The sequence below is a fragment of the Acinetobacter sp. BIGb0102 genome, assembly GCF_003815055.1.
Taxonomy (GTDB): Bacteria; Pseudomonadota; Gammaproteobacteria; order Pseudomonadales; family Moraxellaceae; genus Acinetobacter; species Acinetobacter vivianii.
The window spans coordinates 109751-127935 of the sequence record NZ_RKQE01000002.1; the positions used below are offsets into that span (position 1 = coordinate 109751).

At 42.7% G+C, this 18185-nt stretch carries 15 protein-coding genes and 1 pseudogene; 10 read left to right on the plus strand and 6 right to left on the minus strand.

The window, feature by feature from the left end:
- Positions 1-174 precede the first annotated feature (174 nt).
- From ilvC to EC846_RS01245, 3 genes are all read right to left on the minus strand, one after another.
- Positions 175-1191: a ketol-acid reductoisomerase gene (gene ilvC / locus EC846_RS01235; RefSeq protein ID WP_005255211.1), complete on the minus strand. Its 1017-nt coding sequence runs from the start codon at positions 1189-1191 to the stop codon at positions 175-177.
- A gap of 104 nt (positions 1192-1295) precedes the next feature.
- A complete protein-coding gene (gene ilvN, locus EC846_RS01240) occupies positions 1296-1787 on the minus strand; it encodes an acetolactate synthase small subunit (protein WP_004655854.1) in 492 nt (163 codons plus the stop codon).
- Entirely contained in the window at positions 1787-3511 is a 1725-nt protein-coding gene (locus EC846_RS01245; protein ID WP_004774486.1) for an acetolactate synthase 3 large subunit, read from the minus strand. The genes ilvN and EC846_RS01245 overlap by 1 nt, the downstream gene beginning before the upstream one ends.
- Positions 3512-4019: 508 nt before the next feature.
- Here EC846_RS01245 and EC846_RS01255 point away from each other — a divergent pair.
- The 8 genes and pseudogenes from EC846_RS01255 (at position 4020) to EC846_RS01290 (ending at position 14729) form a co-directional block, all read left to right on the plus strand.
- Positions 4020-4358 carry a DUF4124 domain-containing protein gene (locus EC846_RS01255; RefSeq protein WP_123773840.1) on the plus strand — a complete coding sequence of 113 codons (339 nt, stop codon included), beginning with the start codon at positions 4020-4022 and terminating at the stop codon, positions 4356-4358.
- A 142-nt stretch (positions 4359-4500) separates the two neighbouring features.
- Positions 4501-7140, plus strand: coding sequence for a leucine--tRNA ligase (leuS, locus tag EC846_RS01260; protein WP_123773841.1), 2640 nt, complete (start codon positions 4501-4503; stop codon positions 7138-7140).
- 93 nt (positions 7141-7233) lie between these two features.
- Complete coding sequence (gene lptE / locus EC846_RS01265) at positions 7234-7743, plus strand: LPS assembly lipoprotein LptE (protein WP_047431615.1); 510 nt, start codon at positions 7234-7236, stop codon at positions 7741-7743.
- A gap of 9 nt (positions 7744-7752) precedes the next feature.
- Positions 7753-8748, plus strand: a complete 996-nt coding sequence (holA, locus tag EC846_RS01270) for a DNA polymerase III subunit delta (protein WP_123773842.1) — start codon at positions 7753-7755, stop codon at positions 8746-8748.
- A gap of 42 nt (positions 8749-8790) precedes the next feature.
- Positions 8791-9608 (plus strand): annotated as a pseudogene (locus tag EC846_RS01275) (SIR2 family NAD-dependent protein deacylase).
- 108 nt (positions 9609-9716) lie between these two features.
- Entirely contained in the window at positions 9717-11057 is a 1341-nt protein-coding gene (locus tag EC846_RS01280; RefSeq protein WP_004774473.1) for a MacA family efflux pump subunit, read from the plus strand.
- Between the two features lies 1 nt (position 11058).
- Positions 11059-13050 carry a MacB family efflux pump subunit gene (locus EC846_RS01285; protein ID WP_123773843.1) on the plus strand — a complete coding sequence of 664 codons (1992 nt, stop codon included), beginning with the start codon at positions 11059-11061 and terminating at the stop codon, positions 13048-13050.
- Positions 13051-13328: 278 nt separating this feature from the next.
- Positions 13329-14729 carry an efflux transporter outer membrane subunit gene (locus EC846_RS01290; protein ID WP_123773844.1) on the plus strand — a complete coding sequence of 467 codons (1401 nt, stop codon included), beginning with the start codon at positions 13329-13331 and terminating at the stop codon, positions 14727-14729.
- Positions 14730-14753: 24 nt separating this feature from the next.
- On the opposite strand, the gene EC846_RS01295 is transcribed toward EC846_RS01290, so the two are convergent.
- The gene (locus EC846_RS01295) at positions 14754-15170 is read right to left on the minus strand and encodes a hypothetical protein (protein WP_032877683.1); all 417 of its coding nucleotides are present in this window, start codon (positions 15168-15170) and stop codon (positions 14754-14756) included.
- 313 nt (positions 15171-15483) lie between these two features.
- On the opposite strand from EC846_RS01295, the gene EC846_RS01300 reads away from it, so the two are divergent.
- Together EC846_RS01300 and EC846_RS01305 are read left to right on the plus strand one after the other, a co-directional pair.
- Positions 15484-15846, plus strand: coding sequence for a hypothetical protein (locus tag EC846_RS01300; RefSeq protein WP_123773845.1), 363 nt, complete (start codon positions 15484-15486; stop codon positions 15844-15846).
- Positions 15847-15924: 78 nt separating this feature from the next.
- Positions 15925-16374: a hypothetical protein gene (locus tag EC846_RS01305; RefSeq protein WP_123773846.1), complete on the plus strand. Its 450-nt coding sequence runs from the start codon at positions 15925-15927 to the stop codon at positions 16372-16374.
- A gap of 130 nt (positions 16375-16504) precedes the next feature.
- Here EC846_RS01305 and EC846_RS01310 read toward each other — a convergent pair whose 3' ends face one another.
- Both EC846_RS01310 and EC846_RS01315 read right to left on the minus strand, forming a co-directional pair.
- Positions 16505-17308 (minus strand): enoyl-ACP reductase FabI, encoded by an 804-nt coding sequence (locus EC846_RS01310; RefSeq protein ID WP_032810936.1) that lies wholly within the window; start codon positions 17306-17308, stop codon positions 16505-16507.
- A 142-nt stretch (positions 17309-17450) separates the two neighbouring features.
- Entirely contained in the window at positions 17451-18185 is a 735-nt protein-coding gene (locus EC846_RS01315; protein WP_005255233.1) for a Bax inhibitor-1/YccA family membrane protein, read from the minus strand.

Genomic DNA, 18185 nt, shown 5'->3' on the forward strand with positions numbered 1-18185 from the left:
AAGATCAAACTAAAACTTAGTTTTTCTCTTTATCTACGATTTTGTTTGCTTGAATCCAAGGTACGAAAAAAGATGAAAGCACTGCTTTCATCTTTTTGAGGCACGTAAAGATAAACATAAAAAACCCACTCAAATAGAGTGGGTCTCCGCATTCAAATCAATTGATTCGAGAAATTAGTTTTTCTCTTTATCAACAATCTTGTTTGCTTGAATCCAAGGCATCATCGCACGTAATTTAGCACCAGTTACTTCGATGCCATGCGCTGCATTTTGACGACGACGAGCAGTCATTGACGGATAGTTCAATGCGCCTTCCTGAATGAACATCTTCGCATATTCACCAGACTGGATACGTTTCAATGCATTACGCATTGCTTCACGAGACTGTTCGTTGATGACTTCAACGCCAGTTACGTATTCACCATATTCAGCATTGTTCGATACTGAATAGTTCATGTCAGCGATACCGCCTTCGAACATCAAGTCAACGATTAACTTAAGTTCGTGTAAGCATTCGAAGTAAGCCATTTCTGGTGCATAACCAGCTTCAACCAAAGTTTCGAAGCCCATTTTAACCAATTCAACAGCACCACCACAAAGAACTGCTTGCTCACCGAATAAGTCAGTTTCAGTTTCTTCTTTGAATGAAGTCTGGATAATACCGGTACGACCGCCACCTACGCCAGAAGCATAAGAAAGAGCAACGTTACGTGCATTACCAGAAGCATCTTGATGGATTGCGATAAGATCAGGAACACCTGAACCACGTTGGTATTCTGAACGAACTGTATGACCTGGTGCTTTCGGTGCAACCATGATCACGTCTAGATCTTTACGTGGAACAACTTGGTTATAAAGAATAGAGAAACCATGAGCAAATGCTAAAGTTGCACCTTCTTTGATGTTCGGTTCAATAACGTCACGATAAAGTTGAGATTGGAATTCATCTGGAGTCAAGATCATGACTAAGTCAGCTTGCGCTACAGCAGCTGGAACTTCAGATACTTTAAGACCAGAATTTTCAGCTTTTTTCCAAGATGCTGAACCAGCACGTAAACCAACAGTTACGTCTACGCCAGAGTCTTTCAAGTTAAGTGCGTGTGCATGACCTTGTGAACCATAACCAATGATTGCAACTTTCTTGCCTTGGATGATAGATAAGTCACAGTCTTTATCGTAAAAAATTTGCATCTGTTTACTCCGCTAAAATTGTTGTCATTTCCCTTGTTCTGCAAGGACAGATCTTTTGTTCTTCCTCAATTCTTGCAGGATTCCATGAAGAATTGAGGACACGATTAAATTGTTAAAACTTTTTCGCCGCGTGCGATACCTGATACACCAGAGCGAACCACTTCAAGAATGGTATTTTCTGCGAGCGCATCAATAAAACCATCAATCTTTTCAGTCGTACCCGCAATCTGAATCGTATAGGTCGTCGGTGTAACATCTACGATTTGCGCACGGAAGATGTCAGCAGTACGTTTGATTTCCGCACGCGCTGCACCTAATGCCTTGACTTTAATCAGCATCAATTCACGTTCAATGTGTGATCCTTCTGAAAGGTCAACCACTTTTACAACTTCAACCAGTTTGTTGAGTTGTTTAGTGATTTGCTCAATTTTATGATCATCACCATAAGTGGTTAAAGTCAGACGAGATAAAGTTTCATCTTCGGTTGGCGCAACATTGAGGGTTTCAATGTTGTAGCCACGTTGGCTGAAAAGACCAACAAGACGAGAAAGCGCACCAGCCTCGTTTTCAACGAGTACAGAAATAATATGTCTCATTATGTACGCTCCCCTTTACCTAACCACATATCCTTCATGGACTGACCAGCAACCAGCATTGGGTATACATGTTCAGTACGGTCTACCATGACATTAATGAATACACATTTATCATTAATTGCCATCGCTTCAGCTAATTTAGATTCCAGCTCATCTGCGTGGTTAATCTGAATGCCAACGTGACCATAAGCTTCCATTAACTTGGCAAAGTCAGGTAGTGAATCTACATAAGAACTTGAATGACGTCCTTCATAGTTCATGTCCTGCCACTGTTTCACCATGCCCAGCGCCTGGTTATTCAAGCAGAGAATTTTCACATTCAAGCCATATTGCTTACATGTTGATAATTCCTGAATACACATCTGGATTGATGCTTCACCTGTAATACAAACCACTTGCTGGTCAGGGAATGCAAGCTTTGCAGCCATCGCATACGGTAAACCAACACCCATGGTGCCCAAGCCACCAGAGTTAATCCATTGGCGTGGACGTTTGTATTTGTAGTAATTGGCACCAAACATTTGATGCTGGCCTACGTCAGAGGTAATAATCGCTTCACCATTGGTCACACGATCAAGTGCTTCAACCACTTGTTGCGGTTTCATAACACCATTCTGGCCTGCTTCGTAACGTAAACCATGTACTTTGCGCCACTCATTAATCTGAGACCACCATTCCGCAATTGCTTCAGGGTTTGGCTTCGATACATTCATCTGTTTCAGCTGCGCTAACATTTCTTGAAGCACTGGCTCTACTGCACCCACGATCGGGATGTGCGCCATAATGGTTTTCGAAATTGCTGCAGGATCTACATCAATATGAATGACTTTTGCATTGGTACAGAATTTTGCAGGGTTATTGGTTACACGGTCATCGAAACGTGCCCCAATTGCCAAAATTACATCCGCATTATGCATCGCCATATTGGCTTCATAGGTACCATGCATTCCCAACATGCCCACGAACTGTGGATCATTGCCAGGGAAAGCACCTAAGCCCATCAAGGTATTTGTTACTGGATAGCCAAGTAAATGTGCCAGCTCAGTCAATAAGCCAGAAGCATTGCCCTGAACAACACCACCACCGGTATAAATGATCGGGCGTTTTGCAGAAATCAGTTCATCAATCGCTTTACGAATTTGACCTGAATGACCACGTGAAGGTGGCTGATATGAACGCATCTTCACTTTTTCAGGATATTCGTAGGCAAATTTTTCTGCCGGATTGGTTGCATCCTTTGGAATATCCACCACAACCGGACCTGGACGGCCAGATGCAGCAATATAGAATGCTTTCTTGATAATTGCAGGAATTTCGCTAGCGTGACGCACCTGGAAACTATGTTTTACGATTGGACGAGAAATACCAACCATATCTGTTTCTTGGAACGCATCTTCACCAATCAGATGGCTTGCAACCTGACCAGACAAAATCACCATTGGGATTGAGTCCATGTAGGCTGTAGCAATTGGAGTGACGGTATTGGTCGCGCCTGGTCCTGAGGTGACCAGTACTACACCAGTTTTACCCGTTACGCGTGAGTACGCATCTGCCATATGACCAGCAGCTTGCTCATGACGCACGAGGTAATGGTTAATTTTGTCTTGTTGAAATAGCGCATCGTAAATATGTAATACAGCGCCGCCTGGATACCCAAAAACATGCTCTACGCCTTCGTCCGCGAGGGCACGAACGAGCATTTCACCACCAGATAAAAGTTCCAACGTGATTCACCCTAGTGTTAGCACAATTTATGGGAGACATAAATTGTGTGTTATTCATTAACTTTTGCACTTCTTATAAGTGTGCGTATTCTACTCGTTTTTGCTGTAATAGGAAAAATTTTCTGAGACTCATCAGCCGTATAAACTTGATGACATCTCGAATCAAAATATGCTGGGATAAGCAAATTTCAAAAAATCATTCTCTCGGCTAGAAAGAATGTCCATTACAAGCCATGACATTTATTCGAAGGGTGATCAAATAAGCGCATATAAAACTTAAGAAAGCATTCTTGTTTCTTTCATAAGCAAAGTCAAGAACAAAGAAAAGGTTTTTAACGAATATTTTTTAGCTGTTGTTTTTTTAAACACATTTCACAGAATAATTTGGTCTTTTTAAACGTCCTTTTGTCAAAAAACTGTTTTCTTTTTAAGTAAAAATAGGCATTGTAAACGACTCAATTCAGCATTTTGATCGAATATAAACAGCATTCTCTTGGGGAGATCAAATATGAAATCATCTTATTTAAAATCAAGCTTATACACATTCGCAACAACAGCAATATTATTGTGTTCAAGCCAGAACCATGCACAGCAATATTATAAATGGATGGATGCCAATGGCTCGACCCATTACACCACAACACCGCCACCGAAAGGTGCCAAAAGACTGGATAAAGTTTCAACTTATGGCAGCAGTCATCAAGTGAAACAAAATCCTTCTCAGCAGGATAATGCAACGACTAGCCCGAATACTGCACCCCAAGTACCTCAAGTTGAACCTGAAGTGCCAGCAAATACAGTCAAACCCCAAACTCCACCTGCAAACGCATCGCAATCTGTTCATTAAACCGTGTACTGATCTGCAAGCGACTTTTAAGACAGGTGAGCTTGCAGATAAAATCCCGATCTAAAAACTGACATTTCCTGCAATTTTGCGCTATGCTGTGCAGCAATCTTAACTTTACTTTTTTGTTGTATCGCATATCCCTATGACGACTTCTCACATTGACTCCGAATATCAAGCAAGTGCCATTGAGCCTCAAGTTCAACAAGACTGGGACAATCGCAAAGTTTTTAAAGTTGCAGACACTGTAGAGGGTAAACATCGCTATATCCTGTCGATGTTCCCTTACCCAAGTGGCAAGCTGCACATGGGGCATGTGCGTAACTATACAATTGGCGACGTCATCAGCCGCTTTTATCGTTTAAAAGGCGAGACGGTCCTACAGCCAATGGGTTGGGATGCTTTCGGTTTACCAGCTGAAAATGCAGCGATTGCACATCAGGTTGCACCTGCCAAATGGACATTTGAAAACATCGCTTATATGCGTGACCAATTAAAAAAATTGGGCTTGTCTGTCGATTGGGATCGTGAATTCGCAACCTGTACACCAGAGTATTATCACTGGGAACAATGGTTATTCGTACAGCTTTATAAAAAAGGCTTGATCTATCGTAAGCTTTCAACAGTGAACTGGGATCCTGTAGACCAGACTGTTTTAGCCAATGAACAGGTTGAAAATGGTCGTGGCTGGCGTTCAGGTGCATTGGTCGAAAAACGCGATATTCCAATGTACTACTTCCGCATCACGGACTATGCACAAGAATTATTAGATGACCTAGATACCTTACAAGACGGCTGGCCTCAACAAGTGTTGACCATGCAACGTAACTGGATCGGTCGTTCAACAGGCATGGAAATCACCTTCCCTTCTGCCAATCCTGCAATCTATGCTGACGGCTTAACGGTTTATACCACGCGTGCTGACACACTTATGGGTGTGACATACGTTGCGGTTGCAGCAGAGCACCCGCTCGCGCTTAAAGCTGCTGCCCTCCAATCAGAAGCAGGCAACCCTGAATTGGCTGCATTTATTGAAGAATGCCGCATGGGTTCAGTGGCAGAAGCGGATTTAGCCACTGCTGAAAAGAAAGGCATGGCAACAGGTTTGTTCGTAAAACACCCTGTAACTGGTGAAGAGCTTCCAGTCTGGATCGCAAACTACGTATTAATGTCTTATGGTTCTGGCGCTGTAATGGCGGTTCCAGCACATGATGAACGTGACTTTGAATTTGCAAACAAGTTCAATTTGCCAATCAAGCAAGTGATTGATGCCAAAGGCGCTGACGAGGCAGATTATTCTGCAACTGAATGGCAAGAATGGTATGGCTCGAAAGAAGGTAAATTGGTCAATTCTGGTGAGTTTGACGGTTTAGCATTCCAAGCTGCTTTCGATGCATTCCTCGCAAAATTAGAACCACAAGCTTTGGCAAACGCTAAAGTTCAATTCCGTTTACGTGACTGGGGTGTCTCTCGTCAACGTTACTGGGGTTGTCCAATCCCGATGATCAACTGTAACAGTTGTGGTCAGGTGCCAGTTCCAGAAGATCAATTGCCAGTAGTATTACCGACTGATGTCGTTCCAGATGGTTCTGGTAACCCATTGAATAAAATGCCTGAGTTCTATGAAACCAAATGTCCAAGCTGTGGTGGCGATGCACGTCGTGAAACAGATACATTGGATACTTTCGTAGAATCATCTTGGTACTATGCACGCTACGCCTCTCCAGACTTTACTGGCGGTATGGTCAAACCTGAAGCAGCTCAAAACTGGCTTCCTGTGAACCAATATATTGGCGGTGTAGAGCACGCAATTCTGCACTTACTTTATGCACGTTTCTTCCATAAATTGATGCGTGATGAAGGCGTGGTACAAGGTAACGAACCATTTACTAACTTGTTAACGCAAGGCATGGTTTTGGCTGATACTTTCTATCGTGAAGCAGAAAACGGTAAGAAAACCTGGTTCAACCCTGCTGACATCGAATTAGAACGCGATGAGAAAGGTCGTATCCTGTCTGCAAAATATTCAGGTGATGGTCAGGAAGTTGTGATCGGCGGACAAGAAAAAATGTCTAAGTCGAAAAACAATGGTATTGATCCACAAGCGATTATTGATCAATACGGCGCAGATACAGCACGTGTCTTCATGATGTTTGCTGCACCACCAGATCAATCATTGGAATGGTCAGATGCAGGTGTAGAAGGCGCAAACCGTTTCTTGAAACGTGTATGGCGTTTAGCGGCAGGCTTCCTTGAAAAAGGCAATCAAGCGACTGCGATTGATACTGCAAATCTTTCTAAAGACGCGCAAGATTTACGTCGTAAAACCCATGAAACTATCCAGAAAGTGGGTGATGACATCGAGCGTCGTCATGCCTTCAACACCGCCATTGCAGCATTGATGGAATTACTCAATGCCAGCAACAAGTTTGAAGCGAAAGATGATAATGATGCGGCTGTCGCACGTGAAGCGATCACGACGCTTCTTACCTTGCTTGCACCATTTGCACCACATTTAAGTCAAACTTTATTGACTCAGTTTGGTCTGGAACTCACTACAGTTGAATTCCCGCAAGTCGATGAGTCTGCATTAACACGTAATACACAAACGATTGTTGTACAAGTGAATGGTAAACTTCGTGGTAAGTTAGACGTCGCAGTTGATATGTCTAAAGTTGACTTATTAGCTCTGGCAAAAGCTTTACCAGAAGTTCAACAATTCTTGACTGGCCCGACCAAGAAAGAAATTGTGGTACCAAATAAACTCGTTAATTTAGTTGTTTGATAGTCCCTTTCAACCTCTCTTTCACTAAAAAAGAGAGGTTCCCTCAATTGAACAAAGAGGGCTTGGGAAAGATGAATAAATAGAGGAATAAATATGCACTTAGCGCAACGTGCAGCTGCTATCGTTCTCACTTTAGGCCTAAGTGCAGGCTTAGTCGGCTGCGGCTTTCATTTGAAAGGAAGTAACCCAACAGCAGCACCATTGGTGTATAACAAGCTATCTTTAGCCTTGCCTGGCAACACGGGCGAGCTTGAAAACCGACTCAGCATTTACCTCAGTGCAACAGGCGTACAACTCAGCAATGCCAATGATGCCTATGTCCTTCGCATTCTAGATTACACCCCTCGCCGTCAGCTCCTCAACGGTAAATTAACCGAAGTATTACTCCGTTTAACCGTGACTTTCCAGATCGAAGATCGTCAGGGCCGTAAGATTACTGAACCGCGTACACTCACCGCTTCTCGTACTTACCAATACGATGTGGCAACGGTAAACACGGATAATCAACAAGAAGCTTATCTGAACCGTATTGTGATTGATGATGTGGCACAGCAGATCACACGTCAAATTGCTGCCAACCGTTTACCTAAAGCTCAGCCATAATCAAGTATTATGAAACTGGATTATGTTCAAGCCTTAAAACGTGTCAATGAAGCTCGCGGTGCATGGATCATGCATGGACAAGAGCCTCTGCTTGAACAAAACTTGCTTGATGCATTTCGTAAAAGCTGGCAACAACAAGAAGTTGAACGCCAGCGCTACGATATTAGTAGCGTAAATGACTGGAAAAATGTCTTTAATGCGCTGAATAGCCTGTCCCTGTTTTCTCAACAACTTGCGATTGAAGTACATGGCAATATCAAGCCTGATGCCAATGGCTTGAAACAACTCAAAAGCTATATTCAACATAATGAACATAACCTGCTATTGATCGTTCTGCCGAAACAAGACAGTAGCAGTTTAAAGTCAGCTTTTTTTCAGGTGGTTGAAGCCAACGGTGTGGTTGTACCACTTACCGCAACCTACCCTCAAGATCGACAGCGTATCCTCGCCATCGAAGCAGAAAAGTTAAATATCCAGCTCAATAATGATGCCTGGCAATGGCTCATGCAGCATCATGAACATAACTTGCTGGCTGCCAAAAACAGCTTGATGCGAGTCGCAGATACGTTCCCAGACATTCAACAGATTCAGATTGAACAGCTCTATGCCTGCTTACAAGACCAGTCCCGCTATACCACTTATGATTTAAGTGATGCGGTACTTGCAGGAAATCTGGCTCAATCGGTGAAGATTTATCAGTACCTGATTGCTGCGGGCGAACCTGACAGCCTGATTTTGTGGACACTGAGCAAAGAAATGCGCTTATTGATGCAATTGTTCGAGCAACCACACAATGCGATTCAGCTCGGCATCTGGAAAACCAAAGTTTCGCAATATCAACAGGCCTTACGTTGCTTGAATCCAAGACAGTTCTTAAACTGGCCTGATTTATTATTGCGAATTGATGCATCGATTAAAGGTATGTCGAAAGAGAATGCTGAACACTTGATGTTACAGGCATTGAGTGAATTATGTGGAACAACGCTATTTGCGCAACCCGCTTAAAACCAGATAATCCATCTCATCATAATAACAACAGGCATTCACATGTCTTTCCATCTAGATCCCCATCAAACTGAACAAATAAAGAATCTGTTTAAATCCGCGGATAGCCTGATCATCAGCGCTGGTGCAGGCATGGGTGTCGATACTTTCGCGGTAATCAGGGCATGTGGCAAGCTTATCCTGAACTCGGCAAACAGCGCCTTGATTTTACCGAAATCGCAAATCCAGCCGCTTTTAAACAACAACCACATCTGGCTTGGGGATTTTATGGACATCGCTTGGCATTATATCGGCAGACTATTCCACATGCTGGATTTCATGCACTAAGGCAATTGGCTGAACACTTGGAACTGCCCTATTTTGTCTTTACGTCCAATGTAGACGGACAATTTCAAAAAGCAGGCTTTGATCCACAATCCATTTATGAATGTCATGGTTCGATTCACCATCTACAATGTCTTACAGCCTGTGAGTCCAATATCTGGCCAGCAGATGAATTAACACCAGAAATTGATCATCAGCATTGCCAATGGCAGGGACAACTTCCACGATGTCCTCACTGCGGTAATTTGGCTCGCCCAAATATCTTGATGTTTGATGATTATACGTGGCTCAGCCAGCGTCAAAAACAACAGATGCATCGTCTCACGACTTTTTTAGAAGACCATCATCAGCCTGTTGTCATCGAATTGGGTGCAGGTACGGCGATACCAACCGTGCGTTATTTTAGCGAGCGTTTTGCCCCTAATCTGATTCGAATTAACCCGCGAGAATTTGCACTTCCATCAAAAGGTGGCATGGCCCTTCCTACCTGTGCTGAACAAGGCGCACGCAGTATTTATCAGATTTTTATAGAATAACTGAGCGGGAAAATAGAAAATAATTCTCATTCTAGATTAAAAATATTCACGCTTTATCCTTATTTCAATTTTATACTACGTTCAGTTTCTCACTTTTGACCTGCTGCCATGCCAAAAACAACCACTAAAAAAATCCAACCTCGCAAACTCATCATGATTGCTCTCGGTGTGCTTATCATCGCAGCGCTCGGATGGATGTTCTTTAAGCCTAAAGCCCAAGCACCGCAATATATCAGTGCTGAAGTTTCTCGCGGAGATATTGAAGACTCGGTATTGGCAACAGGTGTACTGGAAGCCACCAAAATGGTGAGTGTGGGTGCGCAGGTATCAGGTCAGGTGAAAAAGATGTATGTTCAGTTGGGTGACCAGGTTAAACAAGGTCAACTGATTGCACAGATTGATTCGATTCGTCAGGAAAACGAAAAGAAAACGGCCGATGCCAATATTAAAAACCAACAGGCGCAATTGGCAGTACAGCAAGCCAATCTGGCCAAAGTAGAAGCAGAATATAAGCGTCAGCAAGCCATGTACAGCCAAGATGCAACCTCTCGTGCTGAACTGGAAGCAGCTTTGGCAAACTTTAAAACCGCGCAAGCTCAAATTGCATCGATCAACGCACAGATTGAACAATCTCGCTTAACGCTTGCAACAGCTAAAGAAGACTTAGGCTACACCCGTATTGTTGCGCCAATGGACGGTACCATCGTGGCAATCGTGACCGAAGAAGGCCAGACTGTAAACGCCAATCAAACAGCACCAACCATTGTGAAACTGGCAAAGCTTGATACCATGACCATCAAGGCACAGATTTCTGAAGCCGATGTCATGAAGGTTGAAAAAGGCCAAACCGTTTATTTCACCACTTTAGGCAATAGTGACAAGAAACATTACGCGAAATTGCGTCAGGTTGAACCAGCGCCAAACTCGATCAATACTGAAACCACCAGCAGTAACAGTTCATCGACGTCGAATGCAGCGGTGTACTACAACGCATTATTTGATGTCCCGAATGAAGATGGCAAACTTCGTATTGATATGACGGCACAGGTTTACATCGTACTTGCTGATGCCAAAAATGCATTAACCATTCCAGCAGCAGCAATCCAGACTCAACGTGGTAATCGTAGTGCTAAGGGCGGTCAAGGTAATCGATCAGCAGAACAAGCGAAAAAAACGGATAGTGACAAAGCGCAACGTCCAAAACGCCTAGAACTGAGTGAAGAAGAAAAAGCGCTTGTTGCACAAGGTAAAGCCTCTACAGGTATGGTACGTGTCTTACAGGCTGATGGTTCAGCACAACCACAACCTGTATTAATTGGTTTAAACAACCGTGTTACTGCACAAGTACTTAAAGGCTTGAAACAAGGTGATCAAGTGGTGATTGCCGATGCCTCTGACAGCTCAAATGAAGCTGCAAAACGTAGCAACCAACGTGCAATGAGAATGTAATATGACTCAACATCAAACACATTCATCACAGCCATTGCTTGAGGTCAGCAACCTCACCCGTGAGTTTCCTGCGGGTGAAGGTACTGTCCAGATCCTGAAAGGAATCGACCTCAAGATTTATGCAGGTGAACTGGTTGCGATCGTCGGGCAGTCTGGTTCAGGTAAGTCGACCCTGATGAATATTCTGGGTTGTCTGGACAAACCTACTGCGGGTAGCTATCAGGTCAATGGTCGTGAAACACGTCAGCTAGAGCCTGATGAACTAGCGCAATTACGCCGTGAATATTTTGGTTTTATTTTCCAGCGCTATCATTTACTTGGCGATTTAAGTGCCTCAGGTAACGTTGAAGTCCCTGCGATTTATGCGGGTGTCGACAGTCATCTGCGTCAGGAACGTTCTGCTAAATTATTATCAGAACTCGGACTGGAAGAACGTTTACATCATCGCCCAAGCCAGCTTTCAGGTGGTCAGCAACAACGTGTATCCATCGCCCGTGCCTTAATGAACGGTGGTGATGTCATCCTTGCCGATGAACCGACAGGTGCACTAGATAAGAATAGTGGCATTGAAGTGATGCGCATTTTGCGTGAGCTGAATGCTAAAGGTCATACCATTATTCTGGTCACACACGATCTGAATGTTGCGAAAAATGCGACCCGTATTATCGAAATCAGTGACGGTAATATTATTTCAGACCGTGCCAATGTGCCTGAAAATGAAGATAACGATTTAGAACATCAAACGCTGCAACGGACTCCACAGAAAAAAACCTCCGCTTGGCGTTCTTTCTTTGATCGCCTTGGTGAAGCATTCCGTATGGCCTTGCTAGCGATGAATGCGCATCGAATGCGAACCTTCCTGACCATGCTCGGAATCATTATCGGGATCGCCTCAGTGGTCTCGGTCGTGGCGCTGGGGAATGGTTCACAAAAGCAGATTCTGGAAAATATCAGTAGTCTGGGCACCAACACCATTACCGTTTATCAAGGGCGTGGTTTTGGTGATAACTCACGTACCTCACAAGCAAAAACGCTGATCCCTGCTGATGCCGAAGCATTGGCAGAACAGCCTTATGTGGATGGGGTCAGTCCTTCAGCCAATACCAGTCTGACGCTGCGTTATAAAGATACTGAAGCTGCAGCGACTGTAAATGGCGTCAGCTCGGATTTCTTCTATGTGCGTGGTATGACCTTTAAGTCAGGCCAGCCTTTTGATAAGGCCAGCGTGACACAACGTGCCCAAGATGTAGTGATTGATACCAACACAGAAAAGACCTTCTTTGCTGATGGTACCAATCCTGTCGGTCAGGTGCTGTTATTAGGCAGTGTACCAAGCCGTATTATTGGTGTGATTGATGCACAGCAAGGCTTTATGGGAAATTCTGACAGCCTGAATGTTTATCTGCCCTACTCAACCGTGATGAGCCGTATGTTGGGTCAGTCCAATGTTCGCAGCATCATTGTGCGTATAAAAGACGAATATCCAAGTAGTGCTGCTGAAAATGCGATTCTGACCTTACTGGAACAGCGTCACGGCGCACAGGATGTATTTACCCAGAACTCTGACAGTATTCGTGAAACCATTCAACAGACTACAGCCACCATGACCTTGCTAATTTCTGCAATTGCCGTGATTTCGCTCGTGGTTGGGGGAATTGGGGTAATGAATATTATGCTGGTTTCTGTGACCGAACGTACTCAGGAAATTGGGGTGCGTATGGCAGTGGGCGCTCGTCAAAGTGATATTTTGCAGCAATTCCTGATCGAGGCCATTCTGGTCTGTTTATTGGGTGGTGTGCTGGGCGTGCTGCTGTCTTTAGGGATTGGGCAAATTATTGGTCACTTCGCCAAAGGTGTGATTGAAATGAGTTATTCAACCACCTCGATTGTGGCAGCTTTTGTCTGCTCAAGTCTGATTGGTATTGTATTTGGCTTCTTACCAGCAAGAAATGCGGCACAACTCGACCCAGTTGCTGCTTTAGCGAGAGAATAACCAGCAAAAATTGATCTCAGAAATAAGATACTCAGGAATGTCATCCGCAACCTGAGCGAAGATAAACAAAGCTATGCTTTGTCTGAGCGAAAGATGAACAGCTATGCTGTGAATGTGGCATGCGGATCTTACGTTGCTATAACTGCAACTCAGGTTTTGCCTACTTTTCCTTAAAAAGTAGGTCGAGCCGAAGGCCTACCCTGAAATAGGATGAAAGCTCGATAAGACACCAGCTCGATAATCATGCTTTTTTCAAATTATTAAAGGAATGACGATCAATGTTATTCAAACAACATAAAATCGCACTTGCACTTTGTCTCAGCACATCATTAGCAGGCTGTTCTGCAGTCGTCAAAACACCCTATAACGCACCATCGGTCCAAGTACCACAACAGTTCCAGTATGATGCACAAAAAAATAGAAATGTGAATCTGACCGATCAATGGTGGACCCTGTTTAATGATGCCCAGTTGAATCAACTAGTCGATCAGGTACTGGCAAAAAATAGTGATTTAAGCGTCGCAGGCATCACCCTGAAACAAGCCCGCTTACAAGCGGATTTGACTGAAAATAAACAAGGCTTGCGTACCAGCTCTACGGTTTCCACTGGTTATATGTACGATTTACGTTCTGGTGATAGTTCTAACCGTGATTTATCCACTAAAGTTGGCGTCAGCTATGAACTGGATCTATTTGGCAAGCTTGCCAGCCAAACAGAAGCCAGCCGTTGGGAAGCTTTAGCAAGTGAACAAGACTTGCAAGCCACTGCACAAAGTCTGGTTGGCACAACGGCGAAACTGTATTGGCAGCTGGGTTATCTGAATGAGCGCTATCAAACTATTCAGCAAAATTTGGCCTCAACCCAAAAAACCTATTCTCTAGTGCAGTCGCAATACAAGGCGGGTGCCGTTTCTGGTCTCGATCTCACTCAAGCAGAGCAATCGGTACAAAGCCAGAAAGCCAGTTTAAGTCAGATTGAACAGCAACGTGTTGAAACCCGTACTGCCCTTGCCGTTTTACTGCATGAGCCAGTGCAGCAATTGAATATCAAGGAACCTGCACAATTACCGCGCAATGCTTTGCCAAGTATCGCTACAGGCTTACCTGCTGATATTTTATCGCGCCGTCCAGATTTGCAGGCTTCGGAATTACGCTTACGTAAAACCTTAGCCACTAAAGATGCGACTAAAGCCAGCTATTATCCGTCGATTAACCTGACGGGAAGTCTCGGCTCTACAAGTACATCATTAACTCAGTTATTGAAGAACCCTGCTCTAACCTTGGGTGCGAGCTTAAGCCTACCTTTCCTGCAATATAATGATATGAAGAAAGATATTGCGATCAGTGATCTTGAGTATGAAAAAGCCATCACTCAATATCGTCAAACACTGTATCAGGCCTTTGCCGATGTGGAAAATGCCTTATCCAATCGCACTCAACTAAATCAACAGGTTCAATTGCAACAACGTAATGTCGAGCTGGCAGATAAAACTGAACGCTTAACCGAAGTGCGTTATCGCAATGGTGCAATTGCCTTAAAAAATTTACTGGATGCACAGGAAACTACACGTAATGCCCGACTCAGCTTGGTTGAAACCAAGCAAAATCAATACAATGCGTATGTCACCTTGATGCAGGCACTTGGCGGAAGCCCTGTAAAAGAACTACCGAAACAATAGCCCTAGCGCTATTGTTTGGCACGCTTATTCTTTCACCAGATCTGGATTATTCTGGATCTGTTGAATACGTTTAATCTTATCCTGATCATCAAAAACAACTTCATACGAAAGTTGCTGACCATTGAAATACATCTCGGTTGGTGAGCCAATCACTTCCCATAGACCAATGGTGGCAATATCCGCAGTCGTGTGCCATAGCGTACGGCTGATTCTGGCTGCTTTTGAGTAGCCTTGCTGGAAGGTATAAATCTCTTTGCGTTCGCCATTTACGGTTTCTGAAGTGACGGGTGCACCCAATTCAGAAATCACATAATTTCGATGTTTCCCGACCTCTAAAACCGTCATATTCTTTTTATGCGGTTGGTTACTTGCCATCACTGCGGCACAACCTTGAAGTGAAAGAAGAGTGACTAATCCCAAAACAACAGCTATTTTCTTCACGTTTTAACCTACCCCGAAAGCTAAAAATAATATGTTTATCGTCATTCTCTTGAGAATTTTAGATTAAACAAAAAACCAGCATTAATTAGCATATAAAGGATGGGATGACAAATGATTCCTTATTGTTATTAATTTGATTCATAGCTAACTTGAATATCACATTAGAACTTATGAGGTGATCTTCCGTATAAGTTGTATCTTGACGCAGACACCACTGTTTCATATGCTGATTAAGATAAGTCAAAATAAGATAGAAAATCTAATTGGTTATACGTCGTATAAATTTAGCCATATACTTAGGAAGTAAAATAAAATGCTTAGAAAATTAGGGGATTTTCCGAATCGAAATACGGTAGAGTATGCGACCTTACGTGTTTATATAAAAAACAAGTTTTTACCGAAAAATCTTCGCTCATATCACTGGGAACATGATGAAAACTCAATAATCATTGTAGGTGTTTCACCAAATGGACGATTATGCAGGAAAAGTGTTTACCTTGATTCATTGGAATTAGCCGAAGATTTTTCTACCTACTTGCATGGGCTATTTAAAAAAAGAAAATACAATACAGATTACAAAATTGAATTACTTGTTGAGACTACTTCTAGCGGTAAAACTGTATCTCTCTGGAAAGAAATTGACTCCCAAAATGTAAGAAAAGTACTTTCGTTATAAATACTTATAAAAACAATATATTTAAGTGAAATTTGACACGCTTAGCGTTAGCTCAAAAATTGGATAAGAGAAAACCCTATGGCAACATGGCAATTTACAGTTTGTTTGATCCCTAAATACTGGTTTGATATACATGCAAAAGAGATAACTAAATTTTATGATGAAGAAGGTAATTATGATGTCTCTTTTACTTGGAAAGACATAAAAACAAATGATGCAAAACATGAAATTATAAAATATTACACCTTATCTAAATCATGGCATGAAGACTTAATTAGTTTTGGTTATGAACAAAAAACTGATGCTCAAATATGGTATGCAGAAGGTGAATTAGAAAACATTCAGTTCCGAATAGATATGCGTGGCAATTTTGTTTTAGATATTGAAAAAATCGTTACTATTGCACAAAAGCTTTCTTGCGTATTCTTCCTACCTGAGCAGAAGTGTATAGCTGAGGCAAATGTATTTGAAATAATAAGTTACGCCAAAACATCAAATGCATATTTATTTGCTAAAGATCCTGAATAATGGCATAGCAGTATAAAAACATGATAACCAATGACTAAAAATTGATCTAATTTTAAAATCTCAAACTCTATTTTCTAAAAAATAAAGCCGCTATAAAAGCGGCTTTATTTAATAATTTAGAGCAATCTAATTATTCATCATCCATCATCGACTGGCTCATACCAACAGTATTAAAGCCACCATCAACATACATGATTTCACCTGTAATACCCGAAGCCCACGGCGAGCAAAGGAACAATGCTGCATTGCCCACTTCTTCAATCGTCACATTACGTTTTAGTGGCGCAATTTTTTCATTGGCGTCTAACATCTTACGGAAAGACTTGATGCCTGATGCAGCCAAAGTACGGATTGGGCCAGCAGAAATCGCATTCACACGAATACCGTCTACGCCCAAGCTTGATGCTAAATAACGAACGCCTGCTTCTAACGATGCTTTCGCCATACCCATTACGTTATAATTCGGCATCACACGCTCAGAACCTTGATAAGTCAAAGTCAACAAACAACCTTGGCGCGCTTGTAATAATGGTTTAGCCGCACGAGCCATCGCGATAAAGCTATATGCACTAATGTCATGTGCAATTTTAAAACCGTCACGATCGGTTACGTCAGTAAAGTCACCATCAAGCGTATGCGCTGGCGCAAAACCGATTGAATGCACAACACCATCCAGACCATCCCAGTGTTTTGCCAACTCGACAAAGGCATTGTCAATTTCTTGATCAACAGCAACATCACAAGGGAAAACCAAAGTTGAACCAAACTGTGCTGCAAAGTCATCAACACGTTTTTTCAGCTTTTCATTTGGATAAGTAAACGCGAGCTCTGCACCTTCACGGTGTAACGCTGCGGCAATACCGTAAGCAATTGATAATTTACTTGCAATACCGGCAATTAAAAAACGTTTACCAGCTAAAAGTCCTTGTGACATCTTATTCTCACTCGAAAAATTTTCACCACATGATGCCAAGATTCCAGCGCTTGCGGAATTGCATAATCCACCTTTTTTACAATCTTGCATAAAAAAATCGCCTTCACAGGAAGACGATTTGTATTTTTAATTGAATCAGAACTTAATCATCGCCACGAAGCAGACTCAATAAACGCAGGAATGAGTAATACATCCACACCAAAGTTGCCAATAAGGCAATGGCACAGATCCATTCAAATGCTTTTGGAGCACGTTGAGCAGCGGCATTTTCGATCAGATCAAAGTCCAGAATCAGGTTTAATGAGGCAATCACAGCCACAAAAGCAGCAAAGCCGATACCCAACCAGTTACTTTCAAAGATATAAGGGATGCTCGAACCAAAAGCTAAACGCAAAATAATCTGCACCACAAATACCAGTGCAATTGCGATGGAAGCAGAAATGACAATTGCCTTAAATTTTTCAGTGGCACGAATGATCTGAAATTTATATAAAGCAAATAGCACTAAAGTGGTCACGAATGTTGCCAATAATGCCTGTAATGGAACACCTGGATATTTCAACTGGAAAATAAATGATACGCCGCCTAAAAAAGCCCCTTCAAATAAGGCATAAGGAATGGCCAAAGCTGGTGCGGTATTCGATTTAAATGTGGTAATGAGTGCAAGAATAAGACCACCGACTGCACCAATAATCGTTGCAGCATAAGCAATCGACAGATTCGCTGTCATCGCACAGTAGAAAAATAAGGCCATGCCTAAAACAGCAGCAATCACCGTTAAAAGTACAGATTTTTGAATCGCACCCTGAATGGTCATTGGCTCAGCCAAATCTTGATAGGTTTCTACCCGTGTTAAAATAGGGTTAGTACTTTGCAT

Excerpts from the sequence above, each read along its gene's own strand:
- ilvC (WP_005255211.1), bottom strand. The coding sequence starts at position 1,191 with ATGCAAATTTTTTACGATAAAGACTGTGACTTATCTATCATCCAAGGC.
- ilvN (WP_004655854.1), bottom strand. The coding sequence starts at position 1,787 with ATGAGACATATTATTTCTGTACTCGTTGAAAACGAGGCTGGTGCGCTT.
- EC846_RS01255 (WP_123773840.1), top strand. The coding sequence starts at position 4,020 with ATGAAATCATCTTATTTAAAATCAAGCTTATACACATTCGCAACAACA.
- leuS (WP_123773841.1), top strand. The coding sequence starts at position 4,501 with ATGACGACTTCTCACATTGACTCCGAATATCAAGCAAGTGCCATTGAG.
- lptE (WP_047431615.1), top strand. The coding sequence starts at position 7,234 with ATGCACTTAGCGCAACGTGCAGCTGCTATCGTTCTCACTTTAGGCCTA.
- holA (WP_123773842.1), top strand. The coding sequence starts at position 7,753 with ATGAAACTGGATTATGTTCAAGCCTTAAAACGTGTCAATGAAGCTCGC.
- EC846_RS01280 (WP_004774473.1), top strand. The coding sequence starts at position 9,717 with ATGCCAAAAACAACCACTAAAAAAATCCAACCTCGCAAACTCATCATG.
- EC846_RS01285 (WP_123773843.1), top strand. The coding sequence starts at position 11,059 with ATGACTCAACATCAAACACATTCATCACAGCCATTGCTTGAGGTCAGC.
- EC846_RS01290 (WP_123773844.1), top strand. The coding sequence starts at position 13,329 with ATGTTATTCAAACAACATAAAATCGCACTTGCACTTTGTCTCAGCACA.
- EC846_RS01300 (WP_123773845.1), top strand. The coding sequence starts at position 15,484 with ATGCTTAGAAAATTAGGGGATTTTCCGAATCGAAATACGGTAGAGTAT.
- EC846_RS01305 (WP_123773846.1), top strand. The coding sequence starts at position 15,925 with ATGGCAACATGGCAATTTACAGTTTGTTTGATCCCTAAATACTGGTTT.
- EC846_RS01310 (WP_032810936.1), bottom strand. The coding sequence starts at position 17,308 with ATGTCACAAGGACTTTTAGCTGGTAAACGTTTTTTAATTGCCGGTATT.
- EC846_RS01315 (WP_005255233.1), bottom strand. The coding sequence starts at position 18,185 with ATGCAAAGTACTAACCCTATTTTAACACGGGTAGAAACCTATCAAGAT.